24 protein-coding genes and 2 tRNA genes are annotated in these 22984 nt (G+C 53.3%); all 26 read right to left on the reverse strand.

All coding sequences use genetic code 11. The annotated features are described in order from the left end of the window. Positions 1–130: 130 nt before the first annotated feature. The 26 genes from dusB to ETR37_RS05140 all read right to left on the reverse strand — a co-directional run bounded on the left by dusB (position 131) and on the right by ETR37_RS05140 (position 22908). Positions 131–1132, reverse strand: coding sequence for a tRNA dihydrouridine synthase DusB (gene dusB / locus ETR37_RS05015; RefSeq protein ID WP_011229588.1), 1002 nt, complete (start codon positions 1130–1132; stop codon positions 131–133). A 16-nt stretch (positions 1133–1148) separates the two neighbouring features. After that, positions 1149–1370 carry a helix-turn-helix domain-containing protein gene (locus tag ETR37_RS05020; protein ID WP_011229587.1) on the reverse strand — a complete coding sequence of 74 codons (222 nt, stop codon included), beginning with the start codon at positions 1368–1370 and terminating at the stop codon, positions 1149–1151. Further along, positions 1322–1849 (reverse strand): 2-amino-4-hydroxy-6-hydroxymethyldihydropteridine diphosphokinase, encoded by a 528-nt coding sequence (gene folK / locus ETR37_RS05025; RefSeq protein ID WP_015373716.1) that lies wholly within the window; start codon positions 1847–1849, stop codon positions 1322–1324. Before folK ends, ETR37_RS05020 begins: the two co-directional genes overlap by 49 nt. Next, complete coding sequence (gene folB / locus ETR37_RS05030; protein ID WP_013143971.1) at positions 1850–2230, reverse strand: dihydroneopterin aldolase; 381 nt, start codon at positions 2228–2230, stop codon at positions 1850–1852. It lies immediately after the preceding gene. Continuing rightward, positions 2202–3053: a dihydropteroate synthase gene (gene folP / locus ETR37_RS05035; RefSeq protein WP_015373714.1), complete on the reverse strand. Its 852-nt coding sequence runs from the start codon at positions 3051–3053 to the stop codon at positions 2202–2204. Before folP ends, folB begins: the two co-directional genes overlap by 29 nt. Then, positions 3053–3928, reverse strand: a complete 876-nt coding sequence (gene pabC, locus ETR37_RS05040; protein WP_015373713.1) for an aminodeoxychorismate lyase — start codon at positions 3926–3928, stop codon at positions 3053–3055. Before pabC ends, folP begins: the two co-directional genes overlap by 1 nt. Positions 3929–3933: 5 nt before the next feature. Beyond that, positions 3934–4509 (reverse strand): aminodeoxychorismate/anthranilate synthase component II, encoded by a 576-nt coding sequence (pabA, locus tag ETR37_RS05045; RefSeq protein ID WP_015373712.1) that lies wholly within the window; start codon positions 4507–4509, stop codon positions 3934–3936. A gap of 5 nt (positions 4510–4514) precedes the next feature. Further along, positions 4515–5936, reverse strand: coding sequence for an aminodeoxychorismate synthase component I (pabB, locus tag ETR37_RS05050; protein WP_129447004.1), 1422 nt, complete (start codon positions 5934–5936; stop codon positions 4515–4517). Positions 5937–6051: 115 nt separating this feature from the next. Next, positions 6052–6978: a cysteine synthase A gene (gene cysK, locus ETR37_RS05055; protein ID WP_011229580.1), complete on the reverse strand. Its 927-nt coding sequence runs from the start codon at positions 6976–6978 to the stop codon at positions 6052–6054. 86 nt (positions 6979–7064) lie between these two features. Further along, on the reverse strand, positions 7065–7955 hold the full coding sequence (gene hslO, locus ETR37_RS05060; protein WP_015373710.1) for an Hsp33 family molecular chaperone HslO: 891 nt from the start codon (positions 7953–7955) through the stop codon (positions 7065–7067). 8 nt (positions 7956–7963) lie between these two features. Beyond that, positions 7964–8740, reverse strand: a complete 777-nt coding sequence (locus ETR37_RS05065; protein WP_011229578.1) for a type III pantothenate kinase — start codon at positions 8738–8740, stop codon at positions 7964–7966. A 126-nt stretch (positions 8741–8866) separates the two neighbouring features. After that, positions 8867–10765 carry an ATP-dependent zinc metalloprotease FtsH gene (gene ftsH / locus ETR37_RS05070; RefSeq protein ID WP_015373709.1) on the reverse strand — a complete coding sequence of 633 codons (1899 nt, stop codon included), beginning with the start codon at positions 10763–10765 and terminating at the stop codon, positions 8867–8869. A 94-nt stretch (positions 10766–10859) separates the two neighbouring features. After that, positions 10860–11405, reverse strand: coding sequence for a hypoxanthine phosphoribosyltransferase (gene hpt / locus ETR37_RS05075; RefSeq protein WP_012820458.1), 546 nt, complete (start codon positions 11403–11405; stop codon positions 10860–10862). 11 nt (positions 11406–11416) lie between these two features. After that, positions 11417–12811 carry a tRNA lysidine(34) synthetase TilS gene (gene tilS / locus ETR37_RS05080; protein WP_015373708.1) on the reverse strand — a complete coding sequence of 465 codons (1395 nt, stop codon included), beginning with the start codon at positions 12809–12811 and terminating at the stop codon, positions 11417–11419. A 67-nt stretch (positions 12812–12878) separates the two neighbouring features. Beyond that, positions 12879–13853 (reverse strand): serine/threonine protein kinase, encoded by a 975-nt coding sequence (locus ETR37_RS05085; protein ID WP_015373707.1) that lies wholly within the window; start codon positions 13851–13853, stop codon positions 12879–12881. Beyond that, complete coding sequence (locus tag ETR37_RS05090) at positions 13816–14592, reverse strand: vWA domain-containing protein (RefSeq protein ID WP_020754013.1); 777 nt, start codon at positions 14590–14592, stop codon at positions 13816–13818. Before ETR37_RS05090 ends, ETR37_RS05085 begins: the two co-directional genes overlap by 38 nt. Before the next feature lie 29 nt (positions 14593–14621). Then, positions 14622–17102: a stage II sporulation protein E gene (spoIIE, locus tag ETR37_RS05095; RefSeq protein WP_012820456.1), complete on the reverse strand. Its 2481-nt coding sequence runs from the start codon at positions 17100–17102 to the stop codon at positions 14622–14624. A 197-nt stretch (positions 17103–17299) separates the two neighbouring features. Further along, positions 17300–17371 (reverse strand) — tRNA-Glu (locus ETR37_RS05100). A gap of 12 nt (positions 17372–17383) precedes the next feature. Further along, positions 17384–17460, reverse strand: a tRNA-Met gene (locus ETR37_RS05105). 173 nt (positions 17461–17633) lie between these two features. Beyond that, a complete protein-coding gene (locus ETR37_RS05110; RefSeq protein ID WP_011229571.1) occupies positions 17634–18032 on the reverse strand; it encodes a S1 domain-containing RNA-binding protein in 399 nt (132 codons plus the stop codon). 118 nt (positions 18033–18150) lie between these two features. Then, positions 18151–18522 carry an FtsB family cell division protein gene (locus ETR37_RS05115; protein ID WP_012820454.1) on the reverse strand — a complete coding sequence of 124 codons (372 nt, stop codon included), beginning with the start codon at positions 18520–18522 and terminating at the stop codon, positions 18151–18153. A 16-nt stretch (positions 18523–18538) separates the two neighbouring features. Then, positions 18539–19171, reverse strand: a complete 633-nt coding sequence (yabQ, locus tag ETR37_RS05120; protein WP_012820453.1) for a spore cortex biosynthesis protein YabQ — start codon at positions 19169–19171, stop codon at positions 18539–18541. Next, the gene (yabP, locus tag ETR37_RS05125) at positions 19168–19473 is read right to left on the reverse strand and encodes a sporulation protein YabP (protein ID WP_012820452.1); all 306 of its coding nucleotides are present in this window, start codon (positions 19471–19473) and stop codon (positions 19168–19170) included. Before yabP ends, yabQ begins: the two co-directional genes overlap by 4 nt. Positions 19474–19595: 122 nt before the next feature. Further along, positions 19596–19877 carry an RNA-binding S4 domain-containing protein gene (locus ETR37_RS05130; RefSeq protein WP_012820451.1) on the reverse strand — a complete coding sequence of 94 codons (282 nt, stop codon included), beginning with the start codon at positions 19875–19877 and terminating at the stop codon, positions 19596–19598. Positions 19878–19890: 13 nt separating this feature from the next. Beyond that, positions 19891–21351: a bifunctional methyltransferase/pyrophosphohydrolase YabN gene (gene yabN, locus ETR37_RS05135; protein ID WP_011229566.1), complete on the reverse strand. Its 1461-nt coding sequence runs from the start codon at positions 21349–21351 to the stop codon at positions 19891–19893. A gap of 6 nt (positions 21352–21357) precedes the next feature. Beyond that, complete coding sequence (locus ETR37_RS05140) at positions 21358–22908, reverse strand: putative polysaccharide biosynthesis protein (RefSeq protein WP_015373705.1); 1551 nt, start codon at positions 22906–22908, stop codon at positions 21358–21360. Positions 22909–22984: the final 76 nt, after the last annotated feature.

Here is a 22984-nt window from a genome sequence, read left to right on the forward strand (position 1 = left end):
CCGAAGGTGTCCGTTCTAGCCATATTCTATCCTATTCGTTGGCTAACGCCAACCGACATTCATCTCCCACCTACTCACTGGGTTACACCCTTCGCGTTCCTTGAGGTGGGAGACTTCTTTCGGAAATCCGTTAAACGGCTTCGGCGTTCGCCGCTGCTTGGACTTCCGCTTCCTCCGCCACGCGAAGCAACAGTGCGGCCAGTTCGTCCCGCGTTTCACATTCATTGATGGCGTTCCGGATTTTCGCTGCGCCGCGAATGCCTTTTAAATACCAAGCAGCGTGTTTACGCATTTCTTTGACGGCGATATACTCGCCTTTTAAGGCAATTAATCGGTCTAAATGCAGCAGGCAGACATCGATTTTTTCCCTCGGCGTCGGTTCCGGGATGAGCTCTCCAGTTTCTAAATAACGGACAGTGCGATAGATCATCCAAGGGTTTCCAAGCGCCGCCCGTCCGATCATGACGCCGTCGACCCCTGTTTCTTCAAGCATCCGCTTTGCATCTTGAGGCGTTTTGACATCTCCGTTGCCGATAACCGGGATGTTGACGGCTTCTTTCACTTGCTTGATGATGTTCCAGTCCGCTTTTCCTTCATACATTTGCACCCTTGTCCGTCCGTGGACGGCGACGGCCTTCCCGCCGGCGCGCTCAACGGCTTGAGCGTTTTCGACGGCGTAAATGTGCTTTTCATCCCAACCGATCCGCATTTTCACCGTGACCGGTTTTTCAACGGCATCGACGATCGCGGCAACGACATCATAAATTTTATTCGGGTCAAGCAGCCATTTCGCTCCAGCGTCGCAATTCGTAATTTTCGGCACTGGGCAACCCATGTTGATGTCGATGATATCTGCATTCGTATTTTTATCGACAAATTTCGCCGCTTTGACGAGCGTTTCTTTCTCGCCGCCGAAAATTTGCAAGCTGATCGGCTTTTCCCGTTCATCAATATATAACATGTTTAACGTCTTTTCGTTGTTGTATACGATTCCTTTGTCGCTTACCATCTCGGCGCATACAAGCCCGGCGCCGAATTCTTTGACGGTCAGGCGGAACGCGGAGTTGCATACGCCTGCCATCGGAGCGAGCACGACGCGGTTTTTAATTTCGACATCGCCAATGCGAAACATCGCAGATGCCTCCTTTCTACTTGTTCGATTCGAGTTTCGGCGGCGCCAGTTCTTCCACCGATATATTCAGCCGTTCGGCGATTTGTCCAACGAGCGAATCGGACGGCATCCGGTTCCCCCGTTCAATTTCACCAAGGATCGATACGGAAATGCCTAGTTCTTTCGCCAGTCTTTCTTGCGTATATCCTTTCAACTTTCGAAAAGCGCGAATACGTCTTCCCCATCTTTCCGCTTCCATACATGAACTCCTTTTTTGTCAGGTAGTCGGCCAATGATGTCGATTAACGGCTCGGAAAGGTTCGGTATTGCCACGTGGGAGTTGACTTCAAACAACGGGATGAGCACGAACGCCCGCTCCGCCATGCGCGGATGCGGGATCGTCAGCTGCTCTGTTTCAATATTTTCATGATTATACAGCAAAATGTCAAGGTCTAACGTCCGTGGTCCCCAGCGAATTTCCCTTTTTCTTCCAAGACGTCGTTCGATTTGCTGGGTCACGTCAAGCAAGGCAAACGGCGACAACGTCGTCGCCACCTCGATCACCATGTTTAAAAACTTGCCTTGGTTGACATAGCCGACCGGATCGGTTTCATAAATCGATGAGCTCGATGTGATCAAAATTTCCTGATGATGATGGAGCGCTTCAATGGCAGAACGCAAATAGGAAACACGATCTCCGAGGTTGGAGCCTAAAGCGAGATATGCGATGTTTTCCATTTAACGACCCCTATCAATTTCGACTGCGACATGTTGATAATGGCCGCGAATCGGCGGATTCGGCTTCGTCACTTTGACAATGCAGCGCTCGACAACAGGAAAGGCAGCGAGCAAGTCGGCGGCGATCGCTTCAGCGACCGCCTCGATCAAGGCGAACGTCCGCTCCTCAACGATCGCCCGGCAGCGCTCGTACACATCGGCGTAGTTGACGGTATACTCAAGACAATCGCTCCGCCCGGCGGGCTGCAAGTCGAGCTCCAACGTCACATCGACCAAAAATCGCTGGCCAAGGATGTTTTCTTCGCGAAACACCCCGTGGTAGCCGTAAAACTCCATGCCTTGCACATAAATTTTATCGATGACCGCTCTCTCCCTTCCCAAGCATAGCATCCATCATTTTGGCCATGCGGGCAATCGGCAATACATCATGGACTCGGACGATGTGCACCCCTTTCATGATGCCGAGACAAACGGTCGCTCCTGTTCCTTCGACCCGCTCCTCGACAGGCACGCCGAGCACATGGCCGATAAATCGTTTGCGCGACGTGCCAAGCAAAAGCGGATAGCCGAGAGCGGCAAATTCATCAAGGCGCCGCATCACCTCCAAGTTATGCTCGACCGTCTTGGCGAAGCCGATCCCTGGATCTAAAATAATGTTCTCATCTTTCACACCCGCCTCTTTGACAATGCGAATGCTTTCTTTCAAATCGGCGATCATGTCGGAAATCAAATCGCGATAGGCCATATCGCGGCGGTTGTGCATTAAAATGATCGGCGCGCCGTACGTGGCGGCAACACCGGCCATATCAGGGTCCGCCTTGGCTCCCCAAACGTCGTTGATGATGTGCGCCCCAGCCTCCATGGCTTGCCGCGCCACTTCCGCTTTGTACGTGTCAATTGAGATCGGCACACTCACCGCCTTAGCAATCGCTTTTACCGCCGGAATGACGCGGCGCAATTCTTCATCAAGCGGCACTGGATCCGCCCCCGGACGAGTTGATTCACCGCCGATGTCAATGATGTCTGCTCCTTCCGCCACGAGCCGCTTCGCGTGCTTGACCGCGTTTTCCACGTCGTAAAACCGGCCGCCGTCGGAAAACGAATCGGGCGTGACGTTGACAATGCCCATGATCAACGTTTTTTTGTTTAAGTCAAGCTCATGCCCGCGGCATTGAAGCCGAAGAGGGCGCATCGATGTTGTCATCAGTCGTTCATCCTTTCTGCCAATTCGTTCCTCGTCCATAGCCGATGGGTCAAGCGTCGGTAATGGTGCTGCAAGGCCCGGACCACCGGACCATTTTTTCCTTGGTAAACGCAATGGCCAATGCGGCAAAGGGGTACAATTTCCTGCACAGAGTTGGTGATAAATGCTTCATCAGCCTGCAACAAATGGGACAGCGGATATACCCCTTCTTCAACTGGGATGCGCAACTGCTTGAGCAAAGCAATGATGAATTGTCTTGTGATGCCGTTTAATATGCCGACAGCCGGCGCTGGCGTGTAGACGATGCCGTCTTTCACCCAAAAAATATTGGAAACGATCCCCTCCGCTACCGCACCATCTGAATTCAAAAAAATTCCTTCCGCATGAGGTCGATGTCCGAGCTCCCATTTCCCAATCATATTGTTTAAATAATGGTGCGACTTTAGTCGCTCATTGCCTTCCGGGCTGTTTCGCCTTGCCGCGAGCACCACCCCTTCTTTTCCTTCCGGAGGGACGGACGGCGGAAGCGGCTTCATATAGACGATGACGGTCGGGTTTCGGTAACGTTCGATCGGCAAGCCGAGATCGCCGACCCCGGCCGATACATTGAAGCGCACATAAGCGTCGCGCAAGCCATTGGCCTCGAGCAACTGCTCGATGATCGCCACCACTTCGGCGCGGCCGAACTGCCTTTCGATGTGAAGCTCAGACAGCCCTTTGTTCAATCGGGCCAAATGATCGTCAAGCAAAAAAGGGTGGCCGCTATACGTGCGGAATGTTTCAAATAAGCCGAGCCCATATAAAAAGCCGTGATCAAACGCTGATAACTGCGCTTCTTCGCGCGGAACGACCGCGCCGTTGATATACACGTACATGACTGTCACGCCTTTTTATACGTGTTGATAAAGTTTTTCAACAGCTGCATCCCATGGCTTGTCATAATCGATTCCGGGTGAAACTGCACGCCTTCCACCGGCAGCGTTTTATGGCGAATCGCCATCACTTCACCCTCTTCCGTCCAAGCCGACACGACGAAACAGTCCGGAAGCGTCTCTTTCTCGACGATAAGGGAATGGTAGCGCGTTGCCGTAAACGGGTTCGGCACGCCGCGGAAAATCGTCTCCCCATCATGGTAGACGGACGATGTTTTCCCGTGCATCAGCCTTGGAGCGCGGACAACGCGGCCGCCGAACGCCTGGGCGATGGCTTGATGTCCGAGGCAGACGCCGAAAATCGGAATTTGGCCGGCAAAGCGATCGATGACTTCCAGGCTGACCCCTGCCTCATTCGGTGTGCATGGACCGGGGGAAATCATAATAAAATCAGGGCGGAGTCGTTCGATTTCAGCCACCGTAATTTCATCATTCCGTTTGACAATCAGCTCTTCTCCCAACACGCCCAAATATTGCACCAAATTGTACGTAAATGAATCGTAGTTATCAATCATGACGATCATCATTCTCACCTCATGCTCGGAAATAATGCCTCTGCTTCGCTCAGCTCTTTCGCTTTCCAAAGGGCAGCCGCTTTCTTTACACATTCCTTGTACTCATGCTCTGGGTTGGAATCGATGACGATGCCCGCTCCTGCCTGTACATGCGCCAATCCGTCTTTGACGACCATCGTTCGAATGGCGATGTTTAGCTCCATGTTTCCTTGAAAATCGATCCAACCGATCGAGCCCGTGTACAAGCCGCGGCGGACCGGTTCCAACTCTTCAATAATCTCCATTGTTCGCACTTTCGGAGCGCCGGTGATCGTCCCGCCGGGAAACATGGCGCGAATGACGGAAAACGCATCGTGCTCCGTCGTCATGGTGCCGGATACGTGAGAAACGATATGCATCACATGAGAATACTTTTCGACGGTCATCCATTCGTCAACTCGAACCGTCCCGTATGCACAGACGCGCCCAAGGTCATTCCGTTCAAGATCAACGAGCATGGCGTGCTCGGCCCGCTCCTTTTCACTCGCAAGCAACTTGCGAGCAATTTGTTCATCCTCTGCCGCCGTCCGACCGCGCGAACGTGTGCCGGCAATCGGCCGCGTCTCAAGACGCCATCCCCGCTTGCGGACGAGCAACTCCGGCGAGCCGCTGACGACTTGAAATTCCGGGGTATGCAAATACGCCATGTAAGGGGACGGGTTCAGCATCCGCAACTGCTTGTAGACGGCAAATGGATGCGTCACCAGCGGCTGCGACTGACGCACCGATAAGTTGACTTGAAACACATCGCCCGCCGCAATATAGCGTTGCACGCGGCGAACCGCATCCATAAACCTCTCTTTTGTCATGGAAACAGACGGCGCAGCTGTCGAGGCAGCAAGCGGCCAGACCAGCGCTTCATTCCGATCCTCGAGCCACATCCGTGCTTGCCGCGCAAGCCGCCGGTTTGCTTCGCTTTCCTCCCCTTCATTCGCGTAGGCAAGCAAATGAAGCTGTTCAGTTTGGTGATCATAAATCGCTACGTCGTCAAAGAGGAAAAAATACATGAGCGGCAGCCGCAAATCATCTTGCGCGAGCACCGGGAGCCGTTCCAGATAGCGAACCGCATCATAGCTAATGAAACCGATCAGCCCGCCTTGGCAAGGCAACGACTCCCCCTCATCCGGCACGGCGAAACACCGAAGCCATTGCCGGAGCCCTTCGAGCGGCGAGCCATCCAGCACCGTTTCAACCCCGCGCTGCTTGATGATGAGCCGCCGCTCGTCAGCGCGGATCACTCCGATCGGGTCAAGGCCGATCATGCTGTACCTTCCCCCTTGGCCGCTCTCAAGCAACACATGATGAGGCCGGCTATAGGCCAGCTGTTCGTACTGGCGGAACCAATCCCGTCCGCGATAATCGATAGTTCGTTTCAGTCGCCTGCGCCGCTGTTCCATCCTCGTCAGCTCCTTACGATGTCCATAGTTACTTTTATTGTACAATGATTGTCCGTCTGGGTCACCATCCTCGTAAAAAAAATTCGACAGGGTTGCCCCTGCCGAAAAAGTCTGCTTAGTCTTCAAATTGGTAAAGAGGCGTGCTCAAATAACGTTCGCCGTTGCTCGGGATGATGGCGAGCACTTTTTTCCCTTTGCCGAGCTCTTTCGCCACTTTCAATGCCGCATGAATCGCAGCGCCGGACGAAATGCCGCCGAGAATGCCTTCCTCGCGAGCCGCGCGGCGGGCCGCCGCAAACGCTTCTTCCGTCGTTACCGTAATAACCCCATCGTAAATGCTCGTATCCAAAATATCTGGAACAAAGCCAGCGCCGATCCCTTGGATTTTGTGCGGGCCCGGTTTTCCTCCCGACAAGACTGGGGAATCGGCCGGTTCAACGGCGTAAATTTTAATGTTTGGGTAAGCTTCGCGCAACACTTTGCCTGCTCCGGTGATCGTTCCGCCCGTGCCAACGCCGGCAACAAACGCATCAAGCTGGTCGCCCATTTGCTCCACGATCTCTTTCCCGGTCGTCAAGCGATGGATTTCCGGGTTCGCCTCGTTTTTAAATTGCTGCGGCATAAAGTAGCCGTGCTCGCGGACGAGCTCTTCCGCCTTTGCGATTGCTCCGCGCATCCCTTGTGCACCCGGTGTGAGCACAAGCTCGGCTCCATACGCCCGCAGCAGGTTGCGGCGCTCCAAGCTCATCGTATCCGGCATGACCAATACAGCCTTATATCCTTTCGCCGCCGCGACCATCGCCAATCCGATCCCAGTGTTGCCGCTTGTCGGCTCAACGATCGTGTCGCCCGGCTTCAGCTTGCCCGCTTTTTCCGCCGCTTCAATCATCGCCAACGCAATCCGGTCTTTGACGCTGCTGCCCGGGTTCATAAATTCCAGTTTCAAATACACATCCGCGCTGTCTTCATCAACGATGCGGTTCAGTTTCACGGCCGGCGTATCGCCGATCAATTCGGTTATCGAGTTGACTGTGCGTGCCATTGTTCCACCTCTAATCCCCATTAATTTTATCGACTTTGTCTCCAATGTATCAACTATTGGCGTAATTGTCAATCATTTTACTGTTTTCATTCTTTTTTTGCGAGTTGTTTCAACTGTTCCAGCTCCGCTTTGTCGAAATGGTACGTTTCATTGCAAAAATGGCACGAAGCTTCCGCCTGCCCTTCTTTGTCGATGATGTCTTGGATTTCCTCGGGCCCTAGGCTGATAAGGGCATCAGCGATCCGCTCGCGCGAACAGCGGCAGACGAATGACACCGGCATCGTCTCGAGCACACGGACGCCTCCATCTCCCAACAGTTGTTCGAGCAGCTGTTCCGGGCTGAGCCCTCTTTCGATCATGCGCGACACGGGCGGAATTTGTTTCAGCCGCTCTTCAATGCGAGTGATCGTGTTCTCCTCCGTCCCGGGCATCAACTGGATCATAAATCCTCCGGCGGCTCGGATGGTATGGTCGGGATTGACGAGCACCCCGACGCCAACCGATGACGGAATTTGTTCGGACGAAGCAAAATAATACGTAAAATCATCGCCAAGCTCCCCGGAGATAAGCGGCACTTGTCCGGTGAAAAAGTCGCGCAGCCCAAGATCCTTCACAACCGTCAACATCCCATTTTTTCCGACCGCCCGTGCCACATCAAGTTTCCCGTGCTCGTTCAGCTCAAAATGCACATGCGGATTCGTTACATAGCCACGCACTTCCCCTCTGGCGTTGCTGTCGACCAAAATGACGCCGATCGGGCCGCCGCCGTCAATTTTAATCGTCAACGTTTCCTCGCCTTTCAGCATCGCTCCCATCATAACACCAGCGGTCAACGCTCGACCAAGGGCCGCTGAGGCGGTCGGCCATGTTTGGTGGCGGCGTTGCGCCTCGGCGACCGTTTCCGTCGTTCTTGCGGCATACGCTCTCACTTGTCCATTGTAAGCGAGTGCTTTGACTAAGTAGTCTCCCATCTTCATCAAGCCTTTCATCCTTTTTTCTCGGTGTTTTTCTCGTACAACAATTTTAAGCCAGTCAGCGTCAAAAACGGATCAACGACATCGATGATGTCCGATTCGCTGGCAATGAGCGGAGCCAAACCGCCAGTAGCAATCACCTTCGGCGGGATTTTGCTTTTCGCCTTCATTCGCGACACGATGCCTTCCACTTGTCCGACATAACCGTATAAAATACCGGCTTGCATGGCGCTGACCGTATTTTTGCCGATGATATCATCCGGGCGGGCGATTTCAATGCGCGGCAATTTCGCCGCCCGCGCAAACAGAGCCTCTGTCGAGATCATAATTCCCGGGGCAATGGCCCCTCCCATATATTGTTTATGTTCATTAATATAACAATACGTCGTCGCCGTGCCAAAATCGACGATAATCAGCGGACTGCCGTACAAATGGATGCCGGCGACCGCGTTGACAATCCGGTCGGCGCCCACCTCACGCGGATTGTCATATTTGATGTCGAGCCCGGTTTTAATGCCCGGACCGACGATGAGCGGTTTGATATGGAAATATTTTAGACACATGCGTTCAAGAGCAAACATAATCGGCGGCACGACCGAGGAAATGATGATGCCTCGAATGTCGGAAAACTGCAAGCCGACATGGTTCAAGAGCGCTTTGATCATCATGCCGTATTCGTCTTCCGTTTTCGAGCGGCTTGTTTCAATGCGCCAATGATGTTTCAGTTCGTCCCCGTCATACACCCCTAACACCGTGTTTGTATTGCCGACGTCCAATACAAAAATCATCGCTTCATTCCTCGCTTTTCCTCGATAAATTCCCATTCTTTATCATATCATACTTACGGGAAAAAAACTGTCCTTCTTTCCCTGGGCCGCCGGCAAAAAAAAGATGCCTCCGAACAGAGACATCGATTACTCCTCTTTCTTTTGGATGTTGATTTTCACATCGCCGTCGCTTTTGCCGGACTCCTCGCGCCCGTTCCGGTCTTTGGGCAGCGTGCCATGTTCGAACAAATGTTTAATTTGCTCCGCATCGAGCGTCTCGACTTCTAACAGCGTGTTGGCGATCAAATCCAATTTGTCCCGATGTTGGGTCAAAATTTGTTTCGCTTTTTCATAGCACTCTTTAATGATGCGCTGAATCTCTAAGTCAATTTCATAGGCGATTTTGTCGCTGTAGTTTTGCTCGTTGTGTAAGTCACGTCCTAAAAACACTTGCCCGCTCGGTTGGCCGAATTGAAGCGGACCAAGCTTTTCGCTCATGCCAAACTCCGTCACCATCCGGCGCGCGATGTTTGTCGCCCGCTGAAAATCGTTATGGGCCCCTGTACTCACTTCATTGAACACGATTTCCTCGGCAACGCGCCCGCCGAGCAGTCCGGTGATTTTATCCATCAGTTCGGCTTTCGTCATAAAGTAGCGGTCTTCTTTCGGCAGCATGACCGCATAGCCTCCGGCTTGGCCGCGCGGCACAATCGTCACTTTATGCACCATTTCCGCATCGGCGAGCACCATGCCGATGACCGTATGCCCAGCTTCGTGAAACGCGACGATGCGCCGTTCTTTTTCCGAAATGACGCGGCTTTTTTTCGCCGGTCCGGCAATCACCCGGTCCGTCGCCTCGTCGATGTCGCTCATATCAATTTTCTTTTTGTTGCGGCGCGCTGCAACGAGCGCCGCCTCATTCAGCAAGTTTTCCAAGTCGGCGCCGGAAAATCCAGGCGTCCGCATCGCGATCGTCTTCAAGTCAACCGATTCATCGAGCGGCTTGTTGCGGGCATGCACGCGCAGCACCGCTTCGCGCCCTTTGACGTCCGGGCGGTCGACGGTAATCTGCCGGTCGAAGCGCCCCGGGCGCAACAGCGCCGGGTCTAAAATGTCCGGCCGGTTGGTGGCCGCGATAATAATGATCCCTTCGTTGCCGTTAAAGCCGTCCATTTCGACAAGCAGTTGGTTGAGCGTCTGCTCACGCTCGTCATGGCCGCCGCCAAGGCCGGCGCCGCGCTGGCGGCCGACGGCGTCGATCTCATCAATGAAGATGATGCACGGGGCATTTTTTTTCGCCGTTTCAAACAAGTCGCGCACCCGCGATGCCCCGACCCCGACGAACATTTCCACGAAATCCGACCCGCTGATCGAGAAAAACGGCACGCCCGCTTCTCCGGCAACCGCGCGCGCCAACAGCGTTTTCCCGGTTCCGGGCGGCCCAACGAGCAATACCCCTTTCGGAATGCGGGCGCCAAGTTCCGCAAACTTGCGCGGATCTTTTAAAAACTCGACGATTTCCACCAACTCTTCCTTTTCCTCATCTGCCCCAGCCACATCGCGGAAGCGGACTTTCCGCTTGTCATCCGTATACAGCCGCGCCCGGCTTTTGCCGAAATTCATCACCCGGCTGCCGCCGCCCTGTGCCTGGTTCAAAATGAAGAAGAACAAAATAAAAATAATCACAAATGGGATGATGGAAGTGAAAAACGTCACCCATCCGCTCGTTTCGTCCGCTGGCACGACTTCCACCCGCGTCCGCGCCGCCGCCGCATCGATGCGGTCAAGCACTTTGTCACTGTTCATGACGTAGGTGGAAAAGTACTGCCCTTCGCTATATGTTTTCAACTGGCCTTTGATTTCATATACGCCGCGCTCCGGCTTAATGGAAAACGACTTGACATCCCCGTTTTCCAGATGAGTGATGAACGCATCGTACGTCATCGGCTCCGTTCGCTGGTTCGTGCCGTTAAAAAAGCTGACGACGCCGATCACGACGAGGAAAATCAGCAAATAAAAGATGGTATTGCGGAAAATCCGGTTCATTTCTTGCCTCCTCCCATATGAAACACACTATACTCAATACTATCATAGAAATTTGTTTCAATACAAACAATTCGGCCGTCGCCCAGCAACCGTTCTACTTTTGGTACACTTCCGGCTTTAAGACGCCGATAAACGGGAGGTTGCGGTATTTTTCCGCGTAATCGAGCCCATAGCCGACGACGAATTCATCGGGGACGGTAAATCCGGTGTAATCGGCTTGAATGTCCGCCTTCCGTCCAGACGGCTTGTCAAGAAGCGTGACGATTTTGATCGAATTCGCCTTCCGGTAGCGAAACAAGTCGACCAAATAGCTGAGCGTCAGCCCGCTGTCAATAATATCCTCAATGATCAAAATATCCCGTCCTTCGACGGATGTGTTCAAGTCTTTGACGATTTTCACTTCGCCGGATGAAACGGTCGCATTGCCATAGCTTGATACGTCCATAAAATCCATTTCTAAATATGTATCAATATGTTTGAGCAAGTCGGCCATAAACGGCATCGCCCCTTTGAGAACGCCGACAGCGAGCGGAAAACGGCCTTCATATTCTTTCGTTAACAAACCGCCGAGTTCTTTGACTTTTGCCTGAATTTCCTCTTCCGTGATCAACACTTTTTGAATATCGTCTTTCATCCCCATCTTTTTTCCTCCTAGCTGTTCATCGCCTGATATTGCAGCAAAATATAGCGAGCTTGCCCAAGGTTTTGCGCTTCGAAAGCCGATTTTTTCAAGCCAGGCACCCAAAGGATGCGACCGTCGGCATCTTCGACAATCGGCCAGCGATCCCTTTCCATCCGCGGAATTTTTGCTTCAATGAAAATTTCTTTCAATTTTTTTGTGCCTCCCGTCCCCTTGAGCACCATCCGGTCGCCGCGCCGACGCGTCCGCACGCGAAGCGGCAAGGAGACGGAAGCAGGATCCACGACGAACCAATCATTCCCGGCCTGCTTTCTTGGATAGTGTTCCCCAAATTCACTGATGATTGCATAGCCGTTTGGGAGGGGCAATAGCGCCGGAACCGGCAGTTCAAACCAATAGCCTTTCTCGCCGCTTTCTGCGTCAAACGTAAACAAACAGCGGTCGTACGAGCGAATCACTTTGAGCCCTTTTGGCAAATCGATCATTCCGGAAGGGCGGCCGCGCTCACAAAGCATCAGTATATGGCCGATATGTACGGAAGTCAATGTCGGCGGAACGCCGTCATAAAGACGGAGAAGCAACAGCTGCAGCACCCGGCGCTGCAGCGGTCGCGGCAGCGCCAAAAATGGTCCGATGGAAAGCGCCGCATCGCGATGTTGTTTTTCCATTACTTTATTCAGCGCGTCCGCGGCTAATTCCTCCAAAAATTGCTCATCTTCCGCCATCATTTCGCTGTATTGCTGAAACCGCTCGTGCAGGCGCGGATTTTCCTGCCGCAGCAACGGGACAATATGATGGCGGAACCGGTTGCGCGTATAATCGTCTTTTTCATTGCTCGGATCGCGGCGTGGAGACAGCTCCATCTGCCGGCAATACGCTTCAATCTCCGCCCGGCTGACAGCCAAAAACGGACGGATGAGATAGCCGCCGTGAAACGGCCGTTTGACGGGGATACCAGCGTATCCTTTGCTTGTGCTGCCGCGCACAAGCCGCATTAAAATCGTCTCGACTTGATCGTCGCCATGATGGCCTACGGCGACGTACCCCGCTTGATGCTTTTCCATTAGTTCGGCAAAAAAGCGGTAGCGGCAGATCCGCGCCGCCTCTTGGGCGCCGAGACCTGCGCTGCGCTGAAAGGCCGGGACGTCGATTTGCGCAGTCTCACATAAAATACGGCGCTCCACGCAAAAACGTTTCACAAACTCCATCTCTTCTTCTGACTCCCGCCCACGAAACATATGGTCAACATGGGCCGCTATGACCTGAAGCTTCCATTCGTCGCGCAGCGACAAAAAAACGTGCAGCAACGCAAGCGAATCCGGGCCTCCGGAGACGCCAACGATGACGGCCGCTCCTTCTGAAAGCAGTTGATGCCTGTGGATAAAGGCGCGCACTTTGTCGATCATCCGAGCCAACCTCTTTGCGTTTCGTTCAGCTTCATCGTAACACGTCCGCCCTGTTTTCTCAAAACAATTACATCGCCAGCTGCCAATATATATAAAAGGCATAGGCGCCCAGCAATGCGGCGGCGATGACCACCGTTTCGACAATCCCTCTCGCTTGGCGGCGCCGTTTCACCTGCCGCCCCGACCGACGGCTTGGCACTGCCTTTCTTTCGTTTTCCGCCGATGTATGGCGGGAAGAGGCGGCCAATAAGTCGCGACGCATATCGGCCGCCTTTCGATATCGGCCGTCAAGCGCCTTTTGCAGCACCTCCTTGTATCGGGTTAAAAAGCGGTCCGTTTCGATGATGGACAACAGCTGCGCCCGACCGTCACCCTTTTTCTCAATCGGCCCCGGGCAGCAAGAAGAAATCATCACCATCGCCGCCGCAAACAAGTCGTAAGATGGCTCCGCTTTGCGCGATCCAAGCCCCCAATAGCCGCGGTCATACAGCTCAGTAAACTCTTTTACCGCCCTTCCTTGCAGCGTCGTCCCGCCCACATCAAGCAACCGAACCGACGGCGGCGACCCGGTAACGATCAAATTATCCGGCTTTAAATCCCCAAATACCCATCCTTCTTGATGAAGCCGATCAAGCACCGACAACAGCTGCATCATGAGCACGGGCGCCCATTCTTTTCCACGGCGGCGGATGAAAGCAGCGAAATTCTCCCCTTCAATATACTCCATCACATAAAACGGGATCGTCTCCCGCGCAAACGGGCTTTGCCAGTCATCGGCTTCCAGCAAAGAAGGCCCGAGGGCGGCTCCCTGGACCTTAGCAAAACGGCGCAATATATTCATTTCCGATGCCAATGACGCATAGTCATCGCTCAACTTGACGGCGACGCGAGTCCGGCCGTTCTCCGCCAAATAGACGACGCCGTTCGCCCCGCTGCCAAGCCGCCGCAGCAGCCGGTAGGAACGGCCATGCCATTTCCCAGTGATGACCGTACCAGGCGGCAAATTACAAAGACGATTCTTCGATGTATGGCTCATCGCCATCGCCGATCCAGCTCCTTAACGACCGTTTACGCTCAAAATAGGCGATTGCCTCACGCAGCGCCGGTCCGGTCGGCGTCAGCCCGCCCGACGCCAATTTCGGAAAGATGGTGGACAACTCTTCAATCCTTGGCGTCCAGTCGATCATTTTTTCGGCGTGCGCCCGTTTTCCCGGGAAGATGAACACCGAAAAGCGGTTTTCGCCCATGCGCGCATTTAAGCTGAGCGATAAATCGATGAGCGCCTCTTTGACGGTCGGCAGTTTTGTTTTCATGCTCCCGCTCGTATCGATCAAAATGAGCACATCAAGGGCAACCGTTTCCCCGAGTTCATCGACGACTTCCATCACTTGGCCGCGCTTGTCCGGCGGCAAGTCCTCAAGCGAAACGTCAGAACCAAAGATTTGTTTCAACTCGCGATTGACGAGCCCTTGCAACGTCTGAGTCATCGCTTGGCGCGTCACCATTTGCACGGTTTGCGACAGCTGTTTCGCGTACACGACTTGGCTCATCCCGCCGCCAGCCGCGGCGATCGCTTCAATTTCCCGCCGTCCGTTTTCATCCATCGCACCTTGATCCAAGATGCCGATCACGTTCACCGTAATGCCTTGCTCACGGGCTAGCGCCGCCATGGCGGCTGGGTCCTCACCATGGTTGGAGCAGCCATCGGTAATGAGCAAAATTTGCCGCAACGTTCCCTTTCGCACGTTCGTTCCCCTCCTTGGCGAATGTATTACCATCATCGCCGCAGGGGAACGTTTTTATACGCTAGCTATTGCGCCTTTTTCATATACATGTATGCCGGAATCGTCGCCCATTTCGGCGTATTGTGCCGAACTTTGGCGACAACGACGGTCATATCGTCTTCAATCTCGCCGCCGCATTGGCGAATCACTTCTTCCATGATCAAATCGGCGACTTCCTGCGGGTCGTTCGTCTTTAATTCTTGAATTTTCCGCTTCATCCAAACATCATGGTTTTCGACGTTCATCGGCCCTTCAAACACACCATCGCTCATCATAATGAGCAAGTCGCCCGATTTCAGCTGCTCGGTGACAACGTCAAATTCCACTTCTTTAATGATGCCCATCGGCAAGTTGCTCGCTTCCACTTTCATCACCTTGTCACCGCGCTTAATAAAGCTTGGCGTCGATCCGATTTTCAAAAACTTCGTCGCCGCGTTTTGCAAGTCGATGATGGCCAAATCGAGCGTCGCATACATGTCTTCTGTCGTCCGCAATGCCAAAATCGAATTGATCGATTTGATGGCAATCGACTCGTCCATTCCCGTCTGCAAAATCTTTTGCAACAGGCGCAGCGTCTCGCGGCTTTCGTCATGCGCCCGCTCCCCATTGCCCATGCCATCGCTGATGGCAACGGCGTACTTGCCGGTAGCAAGTTCAATCGTTGCATAACTGTCGCCAGAAATGAACCCCCCTCCTTTGGCGGCAAACGCGACGCCCGTTTCGACGACGAACGCTTTCGTCGAGCCGAAGGCGACGCGGCAGTAGCCGTTCGGGTAGGCGGCGCACTCTTCGCGCTTGACGACGATCGTCTCTCCTAAAATATCTGACAGCATCGGCGCGATCAGTTTTTCGCACTCACCCCGCCCTTCGCAGTAAGGAATGCTCATTTCAATATCGATATTTCCTTTTTCCAAACTGTAAATGTCGACATGGCCCACTTCGATGCCAAACTCTTGCAGCGCATGGTAAATTTGTTCTTCCTGCAAATAATGGTTTTCCTGTTCTTTCTGCATTTCTTTGGCGAAATCGTCCATCACTTGCGAAACGCCCAACAGCTGTTCAGCGACAAGCTTCCGGCTTTCGTGGATTTGCCGTTTGAGCTTGCGGTTTGCTTGATAAGCAACCATCTCTTTTTCAATCGCGTCGACGACTTTGCCGGCCTTGACGCAATACCGCTCCCACTCGCGCAGCAACTGATGGTTTTGCGACAATGTTTTTTCGTCCGCCTCGCCCATCATTTGCTTCATGTACGCATAGGTTGTACGAAAGTTGTCCGCCCAGCATTGCGTCTTCTTAAAGCACGTTTGGCACGTTTTTTCCGTGATGTCGCTCAAAAAATAGTCGACTTCACGGTCGCTGTATTCATTGGCATCCGGAAGCGGTTCGGGCGAAAAGCTTTCCGCCAGCGCCTGAAAGACGTTGGAAAACTGCGAGACGCGTTGCACCGTCATATCGCGGATTTTCCGGACGTATTGTTGTTGCTCATTGATATATTCTGCCGTGCCGGGAATGTATTTGGCGATTTTCTCCGTCAGTGAACGGGATGTACCAAAAAACAGCATAATTGCGATGCCGGATTCAAGCAACGTCGGCACAAGCTCACTCTTCCCTTCGCCGTATAAACCAAGCAACAACGTCGCGACGAGGAGGCCGAACGCCACCCCAAGTTTTTTCCCTTCCCTCAGCAACCCGCCAAGCAGCCCGGCGAAAGCAAGCAAACTCATTTCCGACAAGTTGCCGACATTTGCCAAGCTCAGTACAAGCCCGGTGACAACGCCGACGGTGGAGCCGGTCGCCGCCCCGGCGACAAACGCGAACAACAAAACGAGGTAGCGCGACATCACATGCTCAAGCGACAAACCGTACACAGCCCAACCGATCATCCCGGTCAACATCGAGGCGAGCAAAATGATCAACGAAATGATCTCTTCCGCTCGCAACGCATGTTTATGCTTCTGCACTGTCAACAACGGGATGCTTTGCATAAAAATCAAGGTCAATACAAGCGACAGCCCGGCTTCGACGACCGCCATGGCGGCGCCGTAGACCGATCGCTCTCCGAGCCAATAATAGGAGATCAGCCATTTGGCGGAAAGAGACAGCACAAACACAACAAATGGAACGATTTTCAGTGACTCACTGATCACCCTCCGCACCCATCCGTAAATAAAGAGAAAACCAAAAATGGAAATGCCGACAAACAGCGCCACATCAAGCGACAGCGTCAAAGCACCGGCCAACAGCGAGATCAACGCAAAAGCGGCCTTGTCGCGGCGCAGCATATAGACCGAAACGAAAAATGGCAAAGCGAACGGGGTCAGCTTCGATAAAATCAACGCTCGTCCAAGCAAAAAGCCGACAAGAAGAAGCAAAAAGCCTTGATGGATGAACAGATGACCAAGGCGCAGCTTCACATGGCGCATCCAGCGCGACACCGTTGCTTGCGTGTCATGAATCGGCACTTCCGAAATGCTGCGGCGCACCGTCCCTCTTTCTACTCTTTCCATTCCCGATCCTCTCCTTTACCTTTCTATTACCCCCTATTATATAGCTTGAATTGTCAGAAATTTGTCAAAACCACAGAGAAAAATAAAAAATCGTTCGACGTTTTCCACGGCAAAACGCGGTCAACAGGCTTGTTCCGACAGAAAGAGACAAAAAAGAAAAACGAGCATGTCGCTTGATGGCGCATGCTCGTTTGCGATGACCCGTACGGGATTCGAACCCGTGTTACCGCCGTGAAAGGGCGGTGTCTTAACCACTTGACCAACGGGCCATGTTTGATTGTTGGTGGCGGTGGAGGGGATCGAACCCCCGACCTCACGGGTATGAACCGTACGCTCTAGCCAGCTGAGCTACACCGCCGTGTGACAACAGTTTATATCATAACGGAGGAGATGACGATTGTCAATACATATAGGCGGAAAATGCAGAGGGGAAATATATCCTCTTATTCCATACAGAAACAAAAAAGCATCCATAGCGACGGATGCTTGTTTCCTAATTTGTCATCCTTCAAACAATCTTTCAGCAGCAAGTTACCCTCGTCTCGCTCCACGACCTCCCCGCTTCGACTCCGTATGACGGCGCAACGATGCCAATCGGTCTTCACTCTCTTTTAAGAATCGGCTGATTTTTTGTTCTAAGCTGTCCGCCGCGGAGCGGTCGTTTGTCCGATGGCGCGGCCGCTGCGAAGAAGGCGTGTCTTTTGCTTTGCGAATGGACAGGCCAATTTTTCCATCTTGACCGACGTTGATGACTTTGACATACACCATATCGCCGACTTTCAGATGATCGTTGATGTCTTTGACATAGTTATCGGCTACCTCGCTAATGTGAACGAGTCCTGTGACCCCCTCCGGCAGCTCCACAAACGCCCCAAATTTCGTAATGCCCGTGACCTTGCCTTGTAACTTGCTGCCTACTTCAATCGACATAAAAAAAGTGCTCCTCCTTAAAACGCTTTAAAGATGGTGTTTTTTTTATTATAGCGAATGAAAAAAATGCGTGTCAATATGACGAATGCCCATAGAAAACGGGCATTCGCAGGCAAAATTATTTTTCCGGCAAGACGAAAATAATTTCTCCATCTTTCGATAAGTAATATTTTTTCCGCGCCAGCTCGGCGATATAGTCATCATCATGCAACTTTTTCATTTCCTCTTTCAGTTGCTTTTCCTTCCGTTTAAGCTCCGCAAGCTGCTCTTTCAGCTTTTGCTGTTCCGCCGTTTTTGCATCGATCGCCTTCGCTTGCGAGTGCAAGGTGTAGACAAGAGCGGAGGCGAACATCGCAAACAACAACGACCAGACAACCAAACGGACAGCGACAGCCCGCCGTCTTCTCGCCGCCTTCTGCTTTTTCTCCTCATGCTCAGCTATGTACGTCGACGACAGCTTCGTCACATTCGTTCTCCGGGGCACGTTCATCGCGTTTACACCTCTTTTACTCGCGCCATTTCGCAAACCACATGCTTATTTTCTCTTTTGTATTCTTGATTTGTCCAGCAAATCCTTTTAAACGTCGAAAAAATTTTTCCACCCCGGCTCGTCTTTGCGGCGGCACCCGCCGCCAAATCATGATGCCCGTCCAACGCAGCGGAGCAAGCAAAAGGCGGATCATCTTCCAAACAGCCAGCAGCACAAACCGAACGATCCACAACAAAAGCCGCCAAGCGAACAATAGAAGTGCCAGCGCCATTTGCCCAAGGAGGATGAGCGGGCGCATGACCATGAGGCGGAACAGCTGAACGAGCGTCTGTCCGAGTCTTACCGCAAGCCCAATGAACCACTCGAGCACCCGAACATAAAAGGAGCGGAGCAAGCTTTGATAAGCGGCATATCCGCATAAAAGCGCGAGAAACAAATAAAAGCGAAGCTCGCCTTCATTGACGAAAAGAAGCACATAAAACACGATGAGCGCCTGCACCGCCCAAAACAGCACGTCATTCACAAAGACGAGCCAGTGCGCCCGCTCATGCCGTTTCAACATCCGGCTGTACGTATCCCACGCCAGGCCAAGCCAGCCGCCCATGCCAATCATCGCCAGCATGGTGTACAGCTGTATGCTGACATTCATTTGAACAACTTGCTAAAGAATCCTTTAGCCTTCTCCTGATGGTCATCTAAATAAACGAGGTCGAAAATGCGCCCTTTAATCGAAACAACGCCTTTGTCGACATCTAAGTTTTTCATCTGCAAGTTTTGCCCGCGGATGGCCAAAAAGCCCATGACCGTCTCAAGCAAAAACTCCTCGTTGTCAAAGCTCTCGACTTGTTTCACCCCGGTGATGTCAAGAAGGCGCCGGCCGCGCATGATCACATCATGTTCCTGGACCGGACCTTTGTTCGTGCTTCCGCCAAATTCATCGTGTCGACTCATGTTCATCCCCCGCATTTCCATTTAGTATAGAAAGCCGGCAAGGCCAACCGCCTTTTCTCATCCGTTGTTTGTACCATATGTATGTCAGCGGGGGATGGTTTAGAACAAGCCTGCAGGACAAATTAGACGTCGTCTTGTTCCGGCGCCGGGGTGGTCCGTTCTTCGCGGATCAATTCGTACAGCCCGGTTGCCTCCTCTTTTTTCGTTGTTTCTTTTAGATCCGTCACTTTTACCGTTACCCGCTTTTGCCCAAATTGAATCGTCAATTCATCGCCGACTTTCACATCAGAGCTCGCTTTGGCGACATGGCCGTTGATCCACACTCTCCCTTGATCGGCGATTTCCTTCGCCAACGTGCGGCGTTTGATGAGGCGGGACACTTTTAAAAATTTATCAAGGCGCATTGCATGATCCCCCTTACCGTTCGTTTTCTTTGGCTTCTTCCCAAAAACGATCGAGTTCGGCAAGCGAAAACGAGGTGATCGATCGGCCGCTTTTTCGCACTTGTTCCTCGATATAAGCGAAACGGCGGGCAAATTTGTCGTTGGCCATTTGCAACGCTTCTTCTGGTTGAATCCCGTAATAACGGGCAAGGTTGATGAGCGCGAACAATAGATCGCCAAACTCGCCGACAAGCCGATCGCGACGGCCGCCGGACGTTTCGGCTCGAAACTCGGCCATTTCTTCTTCGACTTTTTGCCATATCGGCGCGGCATCATCCCAGTCAAACCCGACTTTCGCCGCTCGTTTCTGCAGCTCGTACGCCCGCATCGTCCCCGGCAGACTTTTCGGAATGTCGGCAAGAATCGATTCCGAAAGCCCGCCTCCTTTTTCTTTCTCCTTGATCTTCTCCCAGTTGGCAACGACTTGTTCGGCCGTCTCGGCCGTGACATCGCCAAACACATGCGGGTGGCGTCGGATCATTTTCGCCGTCAGCGTGCGGATGACGTCGTCGATCGAAAACAACCCTCGGTCGGCGCCGATTTGCGCATGGAGCATCACTTGCAGCAATACGTCGCCGAGCTCCTCGACCATATGATCATCGTCACCCTCGTCAATCGCCTCGAGCAGCTCATACGCCTCCTCAAGCAAATAGCGCTTCAGCGACGCATGCGTCTGCTTCCGATCCCATGGACAGCCGTTCGGCCCTCTCAGCGTGGCGATGACGCGGCGCAGCGTCTCAAACCGGTGGTAAAGCAACGGCTCGTCCTTCACCGGCGGCACGTAGACGCTTGTCAAGTTGTCAAGCTCCGTCTCGCGGTCCAACTCATAAAGCGGCACGCGCTTTACTTGCTCGTCCTTCGTGCCTGCCGCGGTGACAATGTAGATCGGGTAATCGTCGGGAAGCTGCTCCATCAAAGAAAGCTTCACGTTCGAGGCCACAAACGAATCGTACACTTGACAAAAAACAGCATGCAGTGAAGGCGACCATTCTTCTCCTCGAAAAGTCGTCGCATCAAGCAATTGAAACCCTTCAATTGGATCGATGCGCACCGCCGTAAACAGCGCATCCAAAAAGCTTTGACCACCTTCGATCACGATTCGGCAGACGCCGCGCCGCTCAGCTTCGAAAAGAAGCTGCACCGTCCGCTCGGCAACAAGCGGATGGCCGGGAACAGCGTAAAACACATCGCCGCGCTTCGCCTGTTCCGTCAATTGATCGACGATGTCAGCGTACACATCAGCAAACTGCTCGTGTTTTTCATACACTTCATCAAATGACGTAAACGCAATCCCTTCCTCCGTAAGCCATTTGACCACCGGGTGTTCTTTCGTCCGCAAAAAGAGCGGATGCGCCCGCTTTAGCTTTCGGTACACACCGATCGGCAGCTGTTTTACATCTCCGGCGCCGAGGCCGAACACATAAATCGTATTCATCGCCGATCACCTGCCTCCTAATCGTAGACGGAATTTATTAGCCAATGGGAAAGCTGCCAACTCCTGTTCAGAAAAAACATGTCCTTTCACAATACACGCAAGGTAAACGACAGCACCGATGGCAACGCCGCCAAGCGCCTCGGCAGCCGCCCATAGCCGCCCCTCGCTCGAGCTGTCCATCAGCCACCTATACCCATGCAAGACGACGGCCATCATAGCGGCCGCTTTCACGGTTGGGTACATGTATTTCCGGCCCGCCGTCCGATATTCACGCGGCAAAAAGGCGCATAAAAAGCCTGCCATGAGCGCATAAGCACCCGTCGTCGCCGCGGCGGCGCCAAGCGCTCCAAACCGCGGAGCAAGCCAATGCATAAGCGCGGCCTTCCCCGCCACTGCCAACGCCACGCCGGCAGCGGCCGTCCATTCCCTCCCCATTCCTTGCAATAATGCAGAGGCGGTCAACGCGATCGTAGTAAAAAAGACAGAGGAGGACAAGACGGCGAGAACCGACGAACCGTAGTCATTCTCGAACAACATCGCATTGATCGGTCGAATGAGGCAAATGAGCCCTAACGAAGCACCAAGCCCAATGACAACGGCAAGCCGGATGGACAGCGCTCCATAGGCGAAAACGGCACCTTGGCGGCGCGCTCCGGAAAGAAGTGGAACAAGCGCCAATGAAAACGACGTGCCGACGACCGTGCCGAGCTGAATGAGCGGCTGACCGCGGTCGTACACTCCTTTTAGCCGCTGCACCTCATCGAGCCTTGCCCCCGCTTCCTGTAGAAGCGGAACGAATAAAAATGAATCGACGAGTGGAATCAGCGTCAACGCCATATTCGTCAAGCAAATGACCGTCCCCGCCGTCAATAAACGCCGGCCCACCTGTCGATCCCAAGCTGGCGGCGTGCGGCCCGACGTTTTTAGGCGCCGACGCCGGGACAGGAAGAAAAGCAAAATGAAAAGCGCCGCCGCCATGCCTATTAGCGTCCCTGCGACCGCTGCCATGCCGCAAGCATAGACGTCGGCGCCGCGCTGCACCGCTCCATACGACAGCCCTAAAATCGCCGCCACCCGCACGAATTGCTCGCCAACTTGGGACGCCGCCGTCGGCGTCATATCATGCCGCCCTTGGAAATAGCCACGCAACAACGCGATGGGCGGAAACAGCAAAAACGAAAATGAAAGCAAGCGCACGAGCGGCGTAAGCCGTCCATCGCCCATCGCCGAGGCAATCACCCCCGCCCCTAGATACAGCGAAGCAAACAGGATGACGCCAAGGACGCTTAACACCAACAAGGCGACGCGCACACTAGCGGCAGCGCCCGCTTCATCCTGTCCCGCCAACCGCTCGGCGACAAGCTTCGAGACGGCAACCGGGTAGCCGGTCAGCGAGAGTGCGACGACGATGCCATAAATCGGGTATACTTGTTGGTAAATATAAAAACCAATGTCCCCGACCATATTTTGATACGGAACACGGTACAAAGCGCTTAATAGTTTTGCGGCCAAAGCGGCGGCCGTTAAGATCGCCGCCCCTTTCCATACGTTTCCCATCCAGTTTCTCCCCTCGCATAGACAACCCACTCAAACCTAGACGCCGGAGGGCAATAGAAGCCGCCAAGCGCCATGA

Source organism: Geobacillus sp. PK12, assembly GCF_004123125.1.
Lineage (GTDB): Bacteria > Bacillota > Bacilli > Bacillales > Anoxybacillaceae > Geobacillus > Geobacillus zalihae.